14 protein-coding genes are annotated in these 16,816 nt (G+C 65.9%); 8 read left to right on the plus strand and 6 right to left on the minus strand.

Features of this window, described 5'->3' with window-relative positions:
- Nucleotides 1–16: 16 nt before the first annotated feature.
- Nucleotides 17–328 (minus strand): hypothetical protein, encoded by a 312-nt coding sequence (locus tag HNO88_RS17040; RefSeq protein WP_184248330.1) that lies wholly within the window; start codon nucleotides 326–328, stop codon nucleotides 17–19.
- A 331-nt stretch (nucleotides 329–659) separates the two neighbouring features.
- Here HNO88_RS17040 and HNO88_RS17045 point away from each other — a divergent pair, with 331 nt between their 5' ends.
- The 5 genes from HNO88_RS17045 to HNO88_RS17065 all read left to right on the plus strand — a co-directional run bounded on the left by HNO88_RS17045 (nucleotide 660) and on the right by HNO88_RS17065 (nucleotide 6,721).
- Nucleotides 660–1,889, plus strand: coding sequence for a CaiB/BaiF CoA transferase family protein (locus HNO88_RS17045; protein WP_246381946.1), 1,230 nt, complete (start codon nucleotides 660–662; stop codon nucleotides 1,887–1,889).
- A gap of 168 nt (nucleotides 1,890–2,057) precedes the next feature.
- On the plus strand, nucleotides 2,058–2,348 hold the full coding sequence (locus tag HNO88_RS17050; RefSeq protein WP_184248333.1) for a hypothetical protein: 291 nt from the start codon (nucleotides 2,058–2,060) through the stop codon (nucleotides 2,346–2,348).
- Nucleotides 2,349–2,385: 37 nt separating this feature from the next.
- Complete coding sequence (locus HNO88_RS17055; RefSeq protein WP_184248336.1) at nucleotides 2,386–3,885, plus strand: class I adenylate-forming enzyme family protein; 1,500 nt, start codon at nucleotides 2,386–2,388, stop codon at nucleotides 3,883–3,885.
- A gap of 221 nt (nucleotides 3,886–4,106) precedes the next feature.
- Complete coding sequence (locus tag HNO88_RS17060; RefSeq protein WP_184248339.1) at nucleotides 4,107–5,300, plus strand: CoA transferase; 1,194 nt, start codon at nucleotides 4,107–4,109, stop codon at nucleotides 5,298–5,300.
- Nucleotides 5,294–6,721, plus strand: a complete 1,428-nt coding sequence (locus HNO88_RS17065) for an amidohydrolase family protein (protein ID WP_184248342.1) — start codon at nucleotides 5,294–5,296, stop codon at nucleotides 6,719–6,721. Before HNO88_RS17060 ends, HNO88_RS17065 begins: the two co-directional genes overlap by 7 nt.
- Here HNO88_RS17065 and HNO88_RS17070 read toward each other — a convergent pair.
- On the minus strand, nucleotides 6,620–7,597 hold the full coding sequence (locus HNO88_RS17070; protein ID WP_184248490.1) for an enoyl-CoA hydratase/isomerase family protein: 978 nt from the start codon (nucleotides 7,595–7,597) through the stop codon (nucleotides 6,620–6,622). The genes HNO88_RS17065 and HNO88_RS17070 overlap by 102 nt on opposite strands.
- Nucleotides 7,598–7,853: 256 nt before the next feature.
- Between HNO88_RS17070 and HNO88_RS17075 the strand changes: the two genes are divergently transcribed.
- Entirely contained in the window at nucleotides 7,854–8,657 is an 804-nt protein-coding gene (locus HNO88_RS17075) for a helix-turn-helix domain-containing protein (protein WP_246381924.1), read from the plus strand.
- A gap of 218 nt (nucleotides 8,658–8,875) precedes the next feature.
- Here the strand turns inward: HNO88_RS17075 and HNO88_RS17080 are convergent, their stop codons facing one another.
- Both HNO88_RS17080 and HNO88_RS17085 read right to left on the minus strand, forming a co-directional pair.
- Nucleotides 8,876–10,216, minus strand: a complete 1,341-nt coding sequence (locus HNO88_RS17080; protein WP_184248345.1) for an amidohydrolase family protein — start codon at nucleotides 10,214–10,216, stop codon at nucleotides 8,876–8,878.
- A 31-nt stretch (nucleotides 10,217–10,247) separates the two neighbouring features.
- Nucleotides 10,248–11,060: a DUF2889 domain-containing protein gene (locus tag HNO88_RS17085; protein WP_184248348.1), complete on the minus strand. Its 813-nt coding sequence runs from the start codon at nucleotides 11,058–11,060 to the stop codon at nucleotides 10,248–10,250.
- 153 nt (nucleotides 11,061–11,213) lie between these two features.
- On the opposite strand from HNO88_RS17085, the gene HNO88_RS17090 reads away from it, so the two are divergent.
- Both HNO88_RS17090 and HNO88_RS17095 read left to right on the plus strand, forming a co-directional pair.
- Nucleotides 11,214–13,403, plus strand: coding sequence for an acyl-CoA dehydrogenase family protein (locus tag HNO88_RS17090; RefSeq protein ID WP_184248351.1), 2,190 nt, complete (start codon nucleotides 11,214–11,216; stop codon nucleotides 13,401–13,403).
- Between the two features lie 100 nt (nucleotides 13,404–13,503).
- Complete coding sequence (locus HNO88_RS17095; RefSeq protein WP_184248354.1) at nucleotides 13,504–14,325, plus strand: enoyl-CoA hydratase/isomerase family protein; 822 nt, start codon at nucleotides 13,504–13,506, stop codon at nucleotides 14,323–14,325.
- Nucleotides 14,326–14,516: 191 nt separating this feature from the next.
- On the opposite strand, the gene HNO88_RS17100 is transcribed toward HNO88_RS17095, so the two are convergent.
- Together HNO88_RS17100 and HNO88_RS17105 are read right to left on the minus strand one after the other, a co-directional pair.
- Nucleotides 14,517–15,254: a TetR/AcrR family transcriptional regulator gene (locus tag HNO88_RS17100; protein WP_184248357.1), complete on the minus strand. Its 738-nt coding sequence runs from the start codon at nucleotides 15,252–15,254 to the stop codon at nucleotides 14,517–14,519.
- 17 nt (nucleotides 15,255–15,271) lie between these two features.
- Nucleotides 15,272–16,762 (minus strand): aldehyde dehydrogenase family protein, encoded by a 1,491-nt coding sequence (locus HNO88_RS17105; protein ID WP_184248361.1) that lies wholly within the window; start codon nucleotides 16,760–16,762, stop codon nucleotides 15,272–15,274.
- Nucleotides 16,763–16,816 lie beyond the last annotated feature (54 nt).

Below are 16,816 nucleotides of genomic sequence, written 5' to 3' on the forward strand. Positions count from 1 at the left end.
ACCAGCTTGGGCCGAATTACTTGGCCGAAGCGACTTCCTTCTTGGTGAGCGAGGTGGTGACCTTGCCACCGACCGACGAGATCGTCGAAGCGGGGACGGTCACCAGCTTGCCGCTCAGGATGATCTGCGGGTTGCCTTCGGCATTGACGCGGTAGATCGGAGCAAGACGTGCACCGTTGCTGTAAAGCATCTGGCCGGCGTTCAGCTTGGCAACGGGAGCGGCCTCCTCGGTGACTTCGCGGACCGACTGCGAGGTCTCGGCAAACGCGGCCGGGACGGAGAAGGTGGCGACAGTGGCAACGGCGGCGAGAGCGATGATCTTCTTCATGATGTATTCTCCGATATCAAATCGGGTCTGACCCGGTAGGCTGAAGCTGTCTGCTTGCCTTACTCACCTAGGTTAGGATTGCGACTCACGCAAGTCAATTGCAAATGCTGCAAACGCGAAACAGATTTGCTCAACTACCTTAGTGTGCCCGTGGAACTGGCGTTAAGTACGTATGCAGCTGCGGCATACCTGCGGATCTGCCAAGGTTAGACACTCAGATCATCGTCGCCACGATGGCCAGGAGAGTTGATCGGCTGTGCGATTCCGCGCAAACCCGCCCGATGGGAGCGCGAGCCTCGCCTCGCCCGGGAACAGCAGGGACATGACGAATATGGCGACCAAGGTGATGCAGGGCGTGAAGGTACTGGAAGTCGCCCAGTTCACGTTTACGCCCGCGGCCGGCGCGATCCTCGCCGACTGGGGCGCGGATGTCATCAAGATCGAGCACCCGGTGCGCGGAGACACGCAGCGCGGGTTCCTCAACATGGGTGGCGTCAAGCTGGACCCGCTGCGCCATACCCTGATCGAGCATCCGAACCGCGGCAAGCGCTCCGTCGGCATCGATCTGGCCACTGCAGAGGGCCAGGAACTGCTTTATGAACTTGCCAAGCAGTGCGACGTATTCCTGACCAACTTCCTCCCGCAAGTCCGGCAGAAGAACAAGTTCGACGTCGAGCACATCAAGGCCGTCAACCCCAGCATCATCTACGCACGGGGCAGCGCCTGGGGTGATAAGGGGCCCGAGCGCGAGAAGGGTGGCTTCGATGGCACCGCGTTCTGGTCGCGCAGCGGCATAGCCGACTGCATGACGCCGCCCGAGCTGCCGGGACCGCTCTCGCAGGGCATGCCCGCATTCGGCGATTCGATCGGTGGCATGTTCATCGCCGGTGGCATCTCGGCGGCGCTGTTCCATCGTGAGAAGACTGGCGAAGGCGCCGTCCTGGACGTCTCGCTGATGAGCACTGCAGCCTGGGCCTCCGGCGCCAACATCGCGCAGGCGCTGGAAACCGGCATAGTCACCAGGAACTCGATGCCGACGTCGGGCGGCGCAGGCACCAACCCGTTCATGGGCAACTTCTGGACCTCGGATGGACGCACGATCAACTTGTGCATGGTGAGCCCCACCGGCCTGATCGAGGACACCTTCATCCACATCGGCCGCCCGGAAGCAGCCAAGGATCCGCGCTTCGCCGACGTGCTCAGCCTGATGAAGCACGCCAAGGAAGCCAGCGAGATCCTGGTCGAGGCCTTTGCCGAAAAGCCGTTCGCCTACTGGCGCGAGCACCTCAAGACGCTTAAGGGCCAGTGGGCGCCGATCCTCAACCTGATCGAGCTTGCCAACGACGAGCAGGCGATCGCCAACGACACGATCATCGAGGTCGAAGCGTCCGACGGCGGCGCGCCCATCAAGCTCGTCCGCAATCCGGTCCAATGGAACGGCGAGCCGGTCGAGACCACCCGCGCTCCCCAGGCCAGCGAGCATACCGAGATCGTGCTCATGGAAATGGGTGTCGAATGGGACAAGATCGAGGAGCTCAAAGCCAAGGGCGCGATCGCCTGAGGGCTCTCCTCGTCGGCGGACTGCTTGGTTCTTGCGGCCGTGTCACCGTGAGCTGGGAAGAGCCTCGGTCTTGATCGATCCTGTCGCTTGCCTAAACAGTTTGCCATCAACCGATGAGACCGACGGCCGATCAACCAGGATCGGCCGATCAATCAAGAGGAATGCCCGATGAAGCCCGGTACCCGACTGAAGAGCCAAGCCGACGACACCGAAGTCATGGTGATCCGCACCGGCGGCGGCACGATCGAGTGCGGCGGCGCGCCGATGGCCGAAGCCAAGCCGGCCGAACTCCTGCCGCTCGCGGCCGACTTCTCGGCCGGCACCTTGATGGGCAAGCGCTACGTCGATGCCGATGGGGCCTACGAACTGCTTTGCGTCAAGCCGGGCAAGGGCTCGCTGTCGGTCGACGGCATCGCGCTCGTCACCAAGGACGCCAAGCCGCTTCCCGCGTCCGACTGATCTTCAACCCTCGACCCCTGGGGCCTGCCAAACTGCCATGAACATCGCGCTTCTCCTCGAAATGGCGGCCGAAGCCGCGCCCGATCGCGTCGGTCTCGTCTGCGATGGCAAGCGCTGGACATATGGCGAACTGCTGAGCGCGGCACGCGGCGCATTCGAGCTCATCGTCGAGAGCGATGCGCAATATGTCGCCCTGCTCGACGAGAGCAGCGAGGCGGCGCTGATCGCCGTCTTCGGCGCGGCGCTGGCCGGGGTGCCCTATTGCCCGCTGAACTACCGCCTGCCGGACGCCGATCTGGCTGCCCTGCTCGGCCGTATCGCGCCAGCGCTGGTGATCGGCGACGAGGAACGGGTGATTCGCGTCGCCGGCGATCAGGGCCACACGATCATGGCGCGCGAGGAGTTCGCCCAGAAGGTCCAGGAGATCGTTCCCGGCGAGGACACGCGCGAAACCGATGCGGGTGAAGGCGTGGCGATCCAGCTGTTCACCAGCGGCACGACGGCGGCCCCCAAGGCTGCGATCCTGCGCCACTCCAACCTGCTGGGCTACATTCTGGGCACGGTCGAGTTCGCCAGCGCTGACGAGGACGACGCGGCGCTGGTGGTGGTGCCGCCTTATCACATCGCCGGGATCTCCGCCCTGCTCTCCTCGATCTACGCGCAGCGCAAGATCGTGATGCTGCCAAGCTTCACGCCCGAAGCCTGGCTCGCGCTGGTCGCCGAGGAGCGCATCACCAATGCCTTCGTCGTGCCGACCATGCTGGCGCGGATCGTCGATGCGATCGAGAGGGGCACGCCGGCCCAGGTCTCTTCGCTGCGCGCGGTAGCCTATGGCGGGGGCAAGATGCCGTTGGAGGTGATCCACAAGGCATTGGAGCTGTTCCCGACCAGCGGCTTCACCAACGCCTATGGCCTGACCGAGACGAGCTCCACGGTAGCCCTGCTCGGCCCGGACGAACACCGCGCCGCGCTCGCGTCCGACGATCCCAAGGTCCGCGCGCGCCTCACCTCGGTGGGCAAGCCGATCCCGACCGTCGAGTTGGAGATCCGCGGCGAGGACGGCCAGGTCCTTCCGGTCGGCGAGGCCGGCGAGATCTACGTGCGCGGCGACCAGGTCTCGGGCGAGTACAAGGAGAAGTCGGCGCTGGATGCCGAAGGCTGGTTCCCGACTCGCGACGCGGGCTACATGGACGAGGAAGGCTACCTGTTCCTCTCCGGCCGCGCGGACGACGTGATCGTGCGCGGCGGCGAGAACATGAGCCCAGGCGAGATCGAGGACGTGCTGCTGACCCACCCCGCCATCGCCGACGCCTGTGCCTGCGCGGTGCCCTCGATCGAGTGGGGCGAGGCCGTGGGTGTCGCCGTGGTCACCCGCGAAGGGCACGAGCAGCCGGACGAGGATGAGCTCAAGGAGCTGATCCGCGGCCGCCTGCGTTCGAGCCGCGTGCCCGAGCGGATCGCCTTCGTCGCCGAGCTGCCTTACAACGAGATGGGCAAGCTGCTGCGTCGCAAGGTCAAGGACGTGCTGGCCGCCTGAGGCGCGATGCCCGGCCAACTCGGGGTATGTCATTATCCGCACCCATCACCCTGAACTTGTATCAGGGACCATCTTCCGCCTTGCCCCGCACCTCGACACAGCAGACTGCGCTGCCGGGTGGCGACGCAAGCCAATGGTTGACACTGCGGAACGGACCCTGAAACGAGTTCGGGGTGACGAACGAGCAAACGCAAGCGCGGCGATGCTCAAGAGAGCTCCTTGTGAACCCGCCTGGTGACTACGCCCTCGCGATCCCGCTCGCGCGATGGGCGAACCGCCGGCTGCAATTGCTCGCAGCCGAGACCGGCAGCGCGCGCCTGTCCGAACTCCACGGTACCACTCTGGTCGGCGAGCGCGGTGCGAACAACGGCTACCGGATCAACGGCCGCGTGTCAGCCGGGCTTGGCGGCAGCCGCCTGATGCCGACTCGGGACGGAGGCTGGTTCGCGCTGACCCTGATCCGGCCCGAAGATCGCGAATTGCTCCCCGCCCTGTTCGGCGATGCCGATCTCGCCATCCACGACAACGACGCCATCGCCGCAGCCGCGCTCCGCCATAACTGCGCCGAGCTTGTCGCGCGCGGACGCGATCTTGGCCTGCCGGTCGCCTCGGCCGATGAAGTGCCGGTCAATCCGCCGGTCGAGATCCTGGTTCGTGGCCCCATGCGCCGCCGCGCGCGGGGACAGCGGCTGCTGGTGATCGACATGTCGGCGATCTGGGCCGGTCCGCTCGCCGGGCATCTGTTCTGGCTGGCCGGTGCGCAAGTCGTGAAGGTCGAAAGCCTCACCCGTCCCGACCTCATCCGCCGCGACGATCCGGCCACCTTCGACCTGATCAACCAGGGCAAGGCGAACGTGGTGGTCGACTTCGCGAGCGACCCGCAGAAGGCCGCCCTCGTCGCGCTGATCCGGCGCGCCGATGTGGTGATCGAATCCTCGCGACCCCGCGCGCTCAAGCAGCTGGGGATCGATGCCGAGGCGCTCGTGCGCGAAGTGCCCGGCCTCGTCTGGCTCTCGGTCACCGGGCATGGCGCGAGCGGCGAGGCAGCGAACTGGACCGGCATCGGCAACGACTGTGCCGTCGCCGGCGGCCTAGCCCGCGCGCTGGAGGACGCCAGCGGCGAGATCGGCTATGTCGGCGATGCGATCGCTGACCCGCTCACCGGCATCACGGCCGCTCTGGAAGGCTGGCGGGCGCTCCAGTCCGGCGAGGCGCAGCGCGTCGGCCTGTCGATGAGCGCCATCGTCGCGCAGGCGCTCGCGCAGGAGCGCGCGCACGATGCGGCTGCTCTCGAATCCGAATTGCAAGGCTGGGCGGCGGCGAACGGCAAGCTCTTCCCGAAGTTCGCTCGCCGCACGCTGCTGGCACCGGTGCATGCGATCGGCAGCGACAACGCGCGCTATCTGCCATGCTGATCCGCGAGGGCGAAGTCCGGGGTCATGGCCGCTGCGACGTGCGCATCGCGCGCGGCAGGATCGCCGCCATCGGCCGCCTCGCCCCGGAAGGCCGCGAGCCCGTTATCGACGCCAGCGGTGGCGCCCTGCTGCCCGGATTGCACGACCACCACCTCCACCTGGCCGCGCTCGCCGCCCGCGACGCCTCGATCGCCTGCGGGCCGCCCGAGGTGCGTGACGCGAGCGGCCTTGCAGGGGCCTTGCAGTCCGCGCCGGGTGAAGGCTGGATCCGCGGCATCGGTTATCACGAGAGTGTCCTTGGGCACCTTGCCGACGCGCTGGAATTGGACAGCTTCGTCGCGGCAAGGCCATTGCGCATCCAGCATCGCTCGGGCCGCATGTGGCTGCTGAACAGCCTAGCGCTAGAGCAACTGCTTGCCGTCGCCGAAGCGCCACCCGGTCTGGAGCGCGCGGGCGGCGGCTACACCGGGCGTCTGTTCGATGCCGACTCCTGGCTGCAGACAGCTCTGGCCAGCGCACCGCCGGCGCTGGACCGTGTCAGCACGCAGCTGGCACGCTACGGAGTCACCGGCGTGACCGAGATCTCGCCGCGCAACGATCCGATGATGGCCGCACATTTCGCATTCGAGCGTGGGCGGGGCAGCTTGCGCCAGCGCTGTCTCCTGGCGGGTGCGCTGTCGCTGGCGGATGCGCCGCCTGACGGGTGGTCGATGGGCCCGGCCAAGCTGCACTTGCACGAAGCGGCAATGCCCGATTTCGACGCTGCCGTCGCCTTCGTGCGCGATGCGCACCGGCAGCATCGCCCGGTGGCGGTGCACTGCGTCAGCGAGGTCGAACTGGTCTTCGCGCTCGCCGCGATCGACGAGGCGCGCCCCCTGCCGGGGGATCGCATCGAGCACGTGTCGGTGGCGACGCTCGGCCTGCTCGATCGCATGGCCGAACTCGGCCTGCATGCCTGCGTCCAGCCCAGCTTCGTGCATGAGCGCGGCGATCGCTACCTCGCCGATGTCGAGGCACGCCACCAGGCAGACCTCTATCGCCTGCGCGCTCTGGTGGACCGCGGCATCCCGCTCGCCGGCGGTAGCGACGCGCCCTATGGTAGCGCCGACCCATGGGTCGCGATGCAGGCAGCCGTGTCCCGCCGCACGGCGAGCGGTGCGCCCCTCGGCCTGGAGGAAGCGCTCACCCCTGACGAGGCGCTGGCGCTGTTCCTGGCCGATCCGCTCGATTTCACCGGCAGGCGGCGGCTCGCGGTCGGCGCGCCGGCGGATCTTGTCCTCCTCGATCGCCCGTGGCGCGAGGCGCGGCAACGCCTGACCTCAGCCGATGTCGCCGCCACCTTCATCGACGGCGAGCTCGTCCATGATCGCATCGATCAATCCCCAGGCGAGCGCCTGGCGCGCACCGATCCGGCGACCTGAGAGCATCAGCAAGGCGGCGCGTTGCCGCCCGATGCGACGCGAGACGGACACGCAACCGCCTGCTCCAGGAATGATCCCCATCGTCAGCTCCGGCAGCTGGAACCACGAGCGTGGCGTGGCGACGATCCGCCTGGCGAATGCCGCAAGCTCGAGCCCCGCTCCGACGCATGCACCATCGATGCGTGCCTCGAGTCGATCCGCGCAGGCGATCGCGGCACGGGCGGGAAGCGTCGTCATGCGGATGGCATGCGCCGTCGCGGGATCGTCGGTCGTACCGAATTCATCGAGATCGGCGCCGACACTGAACGCCTTGCCGTGCGCCTCCAGCACCACTTTGCGCAGGCCGGGATCGATCGCCGCGAGTGTAAGCGCCTCGCGCAAGCCATCGCGCATCGGCCGGTCGATCGCATTGGCGGCGTGCGCACGATCCATCGTGATCACAAGGCTGTCGTCCTGGCGTGAAAGCCCGACTCGTCCCGCAGCCGAACCCGGCCCGGCGATGCGGGCATTCTTCCATCGGGCATGACCCGCGCTTCCCTGCAGCATGGCATAAGCCATCGATTCGACGTTCAGGGCATCCATGGCGCTCATCCGTTCGGACACGCGCAGCACTTGCACCAGCGCTGTCGCGGCGTGTGGCTGCGCGAGGATCGCTTGAGCCAGCACGGGCAAATCCGCCCCGATTTCCAGCAGCACGTCGACCTGGTCGGCAAGTGGATGCCGGGATGGCCCCACACCTATCAACGGGCATGCCGGGAGATGGAGGTCGGACGCGGCGGTCGCTTCATCCAGCGCCAGCACCGCCAACGGCTGCATCCATGGCTCCTCCAGCAGCGACAAATGCGCAGGCGTAATCGTCAGCTGCTCCAGATCCATGCCGCCAACCTTGGCGCCTGGCACACGCTTGTCACGCAAATTTGCGAATCACCGAAGTCTCGCCACACCGCACGCCGGCAACGGTTCCGCCGTCCTAGTGCCTCTTGCCCATGATCCCCTCTTGAGCATCGCGCGAGTCAAAGCTAAGCAAGCTAAGGAAAAAACGAAAGGCCCTCGGTTCTCTGTTGACGCGAGATGCCAAGCGAGTGATGCTGGCAATTGACGTCACGGCGATGGCGGGTTGGAGGAGATGTGTATGCCTATGACGATGGCAGGCTCTAACAAGGCGAAGATCGCCCGGCGCGTGATCGAAGTGCTCGAATTCTTCGATGACAGCCACCGTGAAGCGACGGTGATGGACATCGTTCGGCGCTACAATCGCCCGCAGTCCAGCACGTCCGAGCTCCTGTCGAGCCTCGTGGAACTCGGGCTGCTGCACAAGGATCCATATACGCGGTCCTACCGCCTCACCCCGCGTGCTGCGCTGCTCGGCAATGCGGGCCAGTCCGGCGTGGTCCGGGATGGACGCCTTATACGGTTGATGGATCGTCTGAGCGCCCAGACTGGCCTTACGGTCACGCTGATGGGGATGGTCGGGCTGGATTCGCAAGTCATCGTGTGGCGCCATGGCGCCCGCGCGCCAGCCTGCACGCGCGATCTTCATGGCGGCCGCAAGGAACCGCTGGCACGCAACAGCGCCGGGCAGCTGATGCTTTCAACCGTGTCCCCGTCGCGTTGCGAAGGCATGGTGCGCCGCCTCAACGCAGAGGCGGACGCTGCGCACAAGTTCTCGGCGGCCGAGATGCTGGCGCGCATCGAGACGCTGCGTGAGCGGCGCTATGTCTTCGGGCCGGTCGGCTTCGGATCGGAGGCGGAATCGCTCTGCGCGTTGATCCCGCGTCAGCTGGAGGATCACCCGCTCGTCATCTCGCTGGTCTATGGACGCGAGGACAAGGTGAACACCGACGGCTTGCTGCAGTGCGTCAGCGAAGCCATGCGCGCCTGCCTGCCCGACCCGGACACCGACAACGTCGAGACGTTCCAGAAAAGCGCGGCCTGACGATCCTTGCCCAAGCGATCGTACCCTACCCCTCTCCCCTTCAGGGGAGAGGATAGCGCAGCTTGCTCCGTCAGGAGCTAGCGAAGCTTGGAGAGGGGTTCGGCGCACGATAGCGCACATCCCCCTCTCCAACTGCGACTAACCAGCAAGCTGGCAAGCCTCGTATCCTCTCCCCACACAGGGAGAGGTACCCCCCCTTCCCCGCACAGGTTCGTTACTCAAGCGTCGGCCGTGCTCATGCGCGACATGCGGTCACCGTCTTCGTGGCGCATGAACATCTTCATGATGTCGCCCGAAGTCACCGGGCGCACGTCCCCTTCCTCGAGCGGCCGCTCGCCGAGCGAGGACTTGGGGGTGATGTCCACCTTCGCCGCCGCAGCCTTGGCGCGCAGTGCGCCGACCGTCAGGTCCTCACGCGCATAGTGCTGGAATGGATCGAAGCGGAACCAGCGCATCGCGTTGCCATGCGTGATCTTGTCGATCTGCGCCTCGGTCAGGTGGTTGATCGTCGGCCACAGACGCTCGGGCACTTCGGGCCACAGCGTGTCGGAGTGCGGATAGTCGCACTCGTAGGCGATGTTGTCCTCGCCGATGAACCGGATGTTCTGCAGCCCGAACGCGTCATCGATGAAGCAGTTCAGGAAGTGGCGGCGGAACATCTCGCTCGGCTTCTTGTCCTGGAAGCGCGAGTTGGTCCAATACTTGTGGCGCGAGTTCGAGAAGTCCGCGCGCTCGGTGAAATAGGGCACCCAGCCGATCGAGCCCTCGGACAGCGCGATGCGCATGTCGGGGTAGGTGTTGAGCGCATCCAGTTGCAGCCAGTCCGAAGCGGCATAGGCAATTGTCATCGGCATGGTCGAGATCCACGCCTCGATCGGCGTCTCCATCGAGGCATGCGGCGCCGGATTGCCGCCGCCGATGTGGAGGCAGATCGTCATGTCGAGGTCGTTGATCGCCTTGTAGAACGGATCCCAGTATTCGTTGTGGATGCTGGGAAGGCCCTGGCAGGTCGGGTTCTCGCTGATCGAGACGGTGTGGCAGCCCTTGTCGGTCACCCGCTTCAACTCGGCGATCGTTGCATCCATGTCCCAGGTCGGCAGGATGGCGCAGGGGATGAAGCGGCCCGGATAGGCGCCGCACCACTCGTCGATGTGCCAGTCGTTGTAGGCGGCGATGTGGGTGACGGCCAGCTTCTTGTCCGGCACGCGGTGCAGGCGGCCACCGGCAAAATCGAATACCGAGCCGAAGTTGAGCGAGGCGGCGATGCCGTTGACGTCCATGTCCTTCACCCGCTCGTGCACGTCGTAGACACCCTCGCGCAGCTGGTCGAGCGAGGTCGGCTCCATGCCGTACTCCTCGAACGGACGGCCGACGACCGCGTTCAGCGCAACCGATGCGAAGGTCTGCCCCTGGTAATGCCAGACGTCCTTGCCGTTATCGTCCTTGAGCAGCTTGGGCGCGGTCTCCAGCGCTTCGCCGGACAAGTGGTTCTTGAACATGTCAGGCGGCTCACTGATGTGATCGTCGACCGAGATGATCACCATGTCGTTCATTTCCATTGTCGCTCTCCCGTTCGTGTCTTTTGGTGCTTCAATCGACTGCCGCGAGCCCGAGCTCGCGGCTGAAAGTCTGTCCTGGTGTCAGTCCGTCGGCGCTGAAATCGATCACGCGACCCACCCGCTCTGCCAGCGCTGCGCGCTCGGGCTGAAAGGTATAGCAGTTGGGCGGAATGCGAGTGGCATCGCTTTGGTGCGCCAAGGGAATGGTTCGCCCGTGCGCCACGATCCCACCCCACTGCAGCAGCCGTGCCGCTTCCATGCGCTCGGCTGGCATCCCGGCAATCGCTTCGCGCAGGTTGTATAGCGTGCGTCCGGCCAACTCGGGCGGAGCAGCGAGCACTCCGTCCTGCTCGGTCCAGTGCAGCAACGGCGAGCCATCGCGCTGGAGGGTCAGCTCGCGCCGGCCGTCCACGGGATCGCTCACCGCAATGTCATAGAGCGTCGGCGCATCGTCGTGGGCGTGTGTGGCGGCCAGGACGGCAAGGTCGTGCAAGTGCGTGCAATTCGCCTTTCGCGCCAGTCTGGGACCGACCTGGGCCAGCGGCAAGCCCGTGAACGTCTCGATCAGGACCCGGGCGGCGCCGGGGCAAGTGGACCACGGCATCCGATCGAGCAGCGGCTCCACTGCCGTGACAGATCCGCCGTGGTGGCGCAGTCGGACCGCCATCGCGTGGATGTCGTCCTCCAGCAAGGCGAGCACGGCGCCGGGCGCAGGCACGATCCGGATGCGCCGGCGATAGCCAGGCGCCACGGTGGCGAGGTCATGCTTCAGTTCGTCCAGGCTCTCCAATCGCGCCACGTTCTCTCCCGGATCGGCTGCGAGATCGCACAGTATCACCCCCATGATGGCGCACCAATCGTCCTCGCTCAGGATCGCACCCGCGATGGCCCCATATGGGAAGTTGAACCGCCCTGCGGGATATGATCAGGATCGCCGCCAAGGCGGTTGCGTCTGCAATCGCGGCAACGACAACATAACTCCTGGAACGGCACACTCATGAATTTCGATCTCACCGAAGAGCAGACCATGGTGCGCGACACCTTCGCGCGCTTTCTGGACGAGAACTCGACGTCCGCGCGCGTGCGCAAGGCGATGGAAACCAGCGGCTTCGACGCGGAGCTGTGGACCGGTCTGGCCGAGCTGGGCGCCTTCGCCATCCGCGTGCCGGAGGAAGCCGGCGGCATGGGCCTTGGCGTGTTCGATGCCGTCGTGGTGATGGAAGAGGCCGGCCGCACGCTCGCCTCCGGTCCGCTCGCCGAAGCTCTGGTGGCCGCGCGCCTGCTCGGCCAGCTGGGTGGTGCAGAAGAGCTGCTGGAAAGTGCGATCGGCGGTGAAAGCGTCGTCACCATCGCCTTCCACGACTTGGCCGAGCGGCCCAAGCAGTGGGTCGCGGGTGGCACGCATGCCAACGCCGTCGTGGCGCGGCGCGGCGACGACATCGTGGTGGTGACCGTTCCCGAAGGCGCCGCCAAGGCCGAAGAAACCCTCGCCACTACGCCCATCGCCGAGATCGACCTGGCGGCGCTGGATGCGCAAGTCCTCGGTTCCGGCGAAGGCGCGCTGGCGACGTTCGCTGCGGGGCTCGACGAGTGGAAGCTGCTCATGGCCGCGGCGCTCTCCGGCCTTGGTCGCCAGGCGCTGCAGCTGGGCGCAGCCTACGCCTGCGAGCGCAAGGCCTTCGGCCAGCTCATCGGCACCTTCCAGGGCGTGTCGCACCCCCTTGCCGATCGTCTGTGCGAGGTTGACGGCGGCAAGCTGATGGTCTGGCGCACGATCCGCGACATTGCCGACGGTCACAAGGATGCCGCCGGCAATGTCTCGCTGGTCCTGTGGCACTCCGGGACCGCGGCAGCAGCTGCGGTCAGCCAGGCGCTGCAGACCTTCGGCGGCTATGGCCTTACCACCGAGTACGACATCCACCTCTACAACTTGCGCGCCAATGCCTGGGCACTGGTGCGCGGCGACTTGCAGGATCTGCTCGCCGAAGCCGGCCGCCGCTTCTACGGCGAAGAGGCCGCGCACCTGCCCGAAGTGGGCGACCTGCCGATCGAGTTCGACATCGGCGAAGAGGCCCGCTCCGTGGGGGCCGAGGTCGACGCCTTTTTCGAAACCCAGATCACCGACGAGGAGCGCAAGCAGTTCCACTACAGCTGGGAAGGTTGGGTGCCCTCGGTCCACAAGAAACTGGCCGAGGCCAACCTGCTGTTCCTGGGCAACCCGGACATGGGCGGCCGCGCGCTCGGCCCCTATGCCAAGAAATACGCCCGCGAGTGCTTCAACAAGCACGGCTACGCCAACCCCGGCGCCGGCGTGACCGAGATGGTGGGCTACATGATGGTCCACTACGGCACCGACGAGCTGAAGGCCCAGGTTCTCGACCGCCTCAAGCGCGGCGAGTGCATCACCTCGCTCGGCTACTCGGAGCCCAGCTGCGGCTCGGACGTGTTCGCCGCGCAGACTCGCGCCACTCAGGCCGAGGACGGCAGCTGGCGCATCAACGGCACCAAGATGTGGACCAGCGGCGCCAACTTGTCCGAATACGTGCTGATGCTCACCCGCACCAACCCCGACGTGCCCAAGCACAAGGGGCTGACGATGTTCATCGTTCCGCTCAAGGCCGAAGGCGTCGAGGTACAGCCGATCTACACCTTCCAGGACGAGCGCACCAACGTCACCTTCTACGACAACGTCGAAGTGCCCGATACGTGGCGCCTCGGGCCCGTCGATGGCGGCACCAAGGTCATGGCGGCCGCGCTCGAGCTGGAGCATGGCGGCGGCTTCTCCAAGACGATCGAGGAAACGCTGGAGGCCTGTGAAGAAGTGCTGCGCGAAGCCGGTCGCCTGTCCGAGCCGTCGGTCCAGCAGCGCCTCGCCCGCATCCGGGCGCACATCATCACCGCCGAGATGATCGAGTTCAGGGCGATGTGGGCCAGCGTCGAAAAGAAGCCGAACATGGCATACGGTCCGATGGCGAAGATGTACTCGTCCGAGGTCTTCCTGGTCGATGCGCGCGAGATGCTGCAGCTGACCGCGCCCGCTTCGCTGTCGAAGCGCGAAGGGCCGTTGCAGCTCATCAACCAGAGCTACCGCCACGCGCACGGCACGCGCATCTACGGCGGCACCAGCGAAGTGCACCGCTCGATGATCGCGGAGCGCGGCCTTGGCATGCCTCGCACGCGCGGTTGAGGCATCGACGCTGACCGCGCCAAAGTGCTCGTCGTCCCCGCGCAGGCGGGGATGACGAACAAGGCGCGTACGATGCTCCGGGACCCGAAAGGATGACGACATGACCGAAGAAGCCCCCCACCTGCTGACCGAAGTCATCGACGGCACGATCCTCGTCGCCACGCTGAACCGGCCGGACAAGCTCAACGCCATTTCGCGCGAGATGATGGACCTGCTGACCGAAGCAGTCCTGACCTTACGCGATACGCCCGAGCTCAAGGTCATGCTGATCCGCTCGACGGGGCGCTACTTCAGCTCGGGCGCAGATCTGCGCGGCGGCAACCAGAACGTGGTTTCGCCGGTCTACAACAGCTCATCGGCGCGCGGCATTCGCGAGAACCACCGGCTCAACCTCAACAACATGCAGCAGCTGTGGGACGAGATGGAGCACGTCGAAAAGCCCATCGTCGTCGCCCACCAGGCGATGTGCGTCGGCGGCGGGCTGGAGATGAGCCTCTCGTGCGACTTCCGCCTGGCCGCGAAGAGCGCCGGCTACGCCTTCCCCGAGGGCCTGTTCGGCGTGCTGCCGGCGTCCGGCGGCGTCTCGCGCCTGTCGCGTTTGTGCGGTCCGCACTGGGCCCGCTGGCTGATCATGGCCAACAAGAAGGCGGACGCCGACATGGCCTTCACCATGGGCCTCGTCCACCAGGTCTTCCCCGACGAGACCTTCGAGGATGAGGTGATGGACTTCTGCCGCCATCTCGCCAAGCAGAACGGCGAGCAGATGGGCGCGGCGAAAATCGCGATCGAGCTGTGCTCGGAAGTCGGCCGCGAACAGGGCCGGCACGTCGAGCGCATGGCCAATTCGGCGCTGATGCTGAACCCTGACTACATCAAGGGCATGGAAGAGTACCTGAAGGGCGTGGGCGGCAAGAAGGGATAGACCTCAAGGCGCGATCCACTCGCGTGGATGCGGCACCAACGGCGCTGCGTTGGTCGCAGCCGAAACCGGCGGCGTTCTGCTTGGTGGGGCCATATCTGCCAGCGTCTTCCCGGGCTTGACCCGGGCCCGGTTTCAACAGTGACGAACCTTTCCTTCTGGGTCCGGCCCAGGACAACGCTCGATGCGATGCTTTAAGCCGACTTGCCCCGCATGTCCCGGATAGCCATTTCCAAAAGTCGTGCGCTGCAGCTGAGATAGCGTTCTTCGTCGCGGTCGAACGGTAGTCCGGTCAGCTTGGGCAAGCGCTTGTCGGTCGATAACGTGATCGAGCGTTCGATGCCGGTCATCAGCACCGTCGCCATCGAGATCTCGGGCGAACCAGGTTCACGGCCCTGGTCGGACATCTGCCGCACGATCAGCCCGATCAGGGGTCGGGTCGAGTTGATGCGGTGCAGCATCATGCGGACATCGAGTTGGTCCGCCAGGCTGTTGCGCAAGTGCAGCAGGCCGGAATGGCGAGCCCAGAACTCATGATAGGCGCGCACGAAAGCCTGGGTCCGATCGGCGAGTTCCTCGTCAAGCCAGCGGTCCCGCGCCTGCGCCAGGTAGGCAGCCTCCGCCGTGGCCATCACTGGCTCGAGCACGGCCAGCAGCAGCTCGATCTGATCCGAGAAGTAGTTGTAGAGCGAGGACATGCCTAGGCCGGCCCGGCGAGCGACGCCGCTCAGCGTAAAGGCTTCGTCCTCGTTATTCTCGATCAGTTCAAGCGCGGCAGCCAGGATCCGCTCACGCGTCACCCGCCCCTTGCGGCCCAGCTTCTGGCCCGCGAGGTTGTGGCTGACTGCCTCGCAGGACACAGCCACGGCCACGGCAAGCGGCGGCGGGAATGCCGGCTCCTGCTGTCGAGCTGCGGTCGCCGCCCTGGCCATACTTCAGCGCGCGCCGATCAAGCCGGTTCGGCCTGGCGCACGGGCCATGCCAGCATCTTGAGCTCGGTATATTCCTCGATGCCCTCGACGCCCCACTCCCGGCCCACGCCGCTGGCCTTGTAGCCGCCGAACGGAATATCGCCGGCGATGCACATGCCGTTGTTCACGCTGACCGAACCGGTGCGAATGCGCTTGGCCACCCGGATCGCGCGGTCATGATCGCCTGAGCTGACACCGCCCGAAAGACCATAGTTGCTCTCGTTGGCGATGCGGATCGCGTCCTCGTCATCCTCGAAGGGGATGACGACCAGCACAGGGCCGAAGATCTCTTCCTGGGCGATGCGCATGTCGTTGGTGACGTCGACGAACACGGTTGGCTCGATGAACCAGCCACCGCCCTTGTCGGGACGGGCGCTGCCGCCGTGCAGCAACGTGGCGCCTTCCTGCTTGCCGATGTCGATGTAGCTCAGAACGCGCTCCATCTGCCGCTTGGATACGACCGGGCCCATGATGTGCTGCGGATGCTCGGGATCGCCCCAGTTGTCGCCGAACTGGGTGTACGCGCCCTTGAGGATCTGCTTGGCTTCCTCGTAGCGGCTCCTGGGAACCAGCAGGCGGCTCTGCACCGCGCAGCCCTGACCCGCGTGAAAGACCAGCATGGTCATGCCTACGTCCATCGCGAAGTTTGGCGCATCGTCCAGTACGATCTTGGCCGACTTGCCGCCCAGTTCCAGGAACACGCGCTTCAGCGTCTGCGCCCCCTGCTCCATGATGCGCTTGCCGACGCCGGTGGAGCCGGTGAACGAGATCAGGTCTACGCGCGGATCGGTGACCAGCATCTCACCGGCAAGCGCCGGATCCTCGCCGAACACGACGTTCAGCACGCCCTTGGGGATGCCGGCCTCGTTGGCCAGCTCACCGAAGATCGCGCCCATGCCGGGCGTGTTCGGTGCGGGCTTGAGGATCACGGTGCATCCGGCGAGCAGCGCCGCCACGACCTTGCCGATGTTGACGTACAGCGGGACGTTCCAGGGCGTGATCGCACCGACCACGCCGACCGCCTCGCGCACCGCGATCCGCTTGTGGATCGAGCCGAACGCTTCCTTTTCGCCATAATCCTTCTCCCACTCGACGCGGGGGAACACAGCCAGGTAGTCGTCCCAACCATCGAGCGCCATGTTCACATGGGCGCGGAACACCGCGCCCTGCGCCGCGCCGGCTTCGTGAACGGCAAGCTGTGCCAGGCGATCGCGATTGGCCTCGAACAGCGCGCGGTACTTCTTGACGATCTCGAAGCGGTTCTGGCGGTTCTCGTCAGAGGCCCAGTCGGTGTTGTCGAAGGCGTTGCGCGCCGCCGCAATCGCTGCCTCGACATCTTCGCGGGTGGCGTCGGCCGCCTTGCCGACCGTCTCGCCCGTCCACGGACTGGTAAGATCGTAAGTTGCCCCTCCGGTCGCCCCGCGCAGTTCGCCGTCGATGAAGAGCTTGGCTTCGGGAAGTGTGGTCATGGTCGGATCCTTGACGGTTCGCTTAGGGGTGTTTTGGCGCAAACGGAAGAGTGT

The sequence above is a fragment of the Novosphingobium chloroacetimidivorans genome (genome assembly GCF_014204535.1).
Taxonomy (GTDB): Bacteria; Pseudomonadota; Alphaproteobacteria; order Sphingomonadales; family Sphingomonadaceae; genus Novosphingobium; species Novosphingobium chloroacetimidivorans.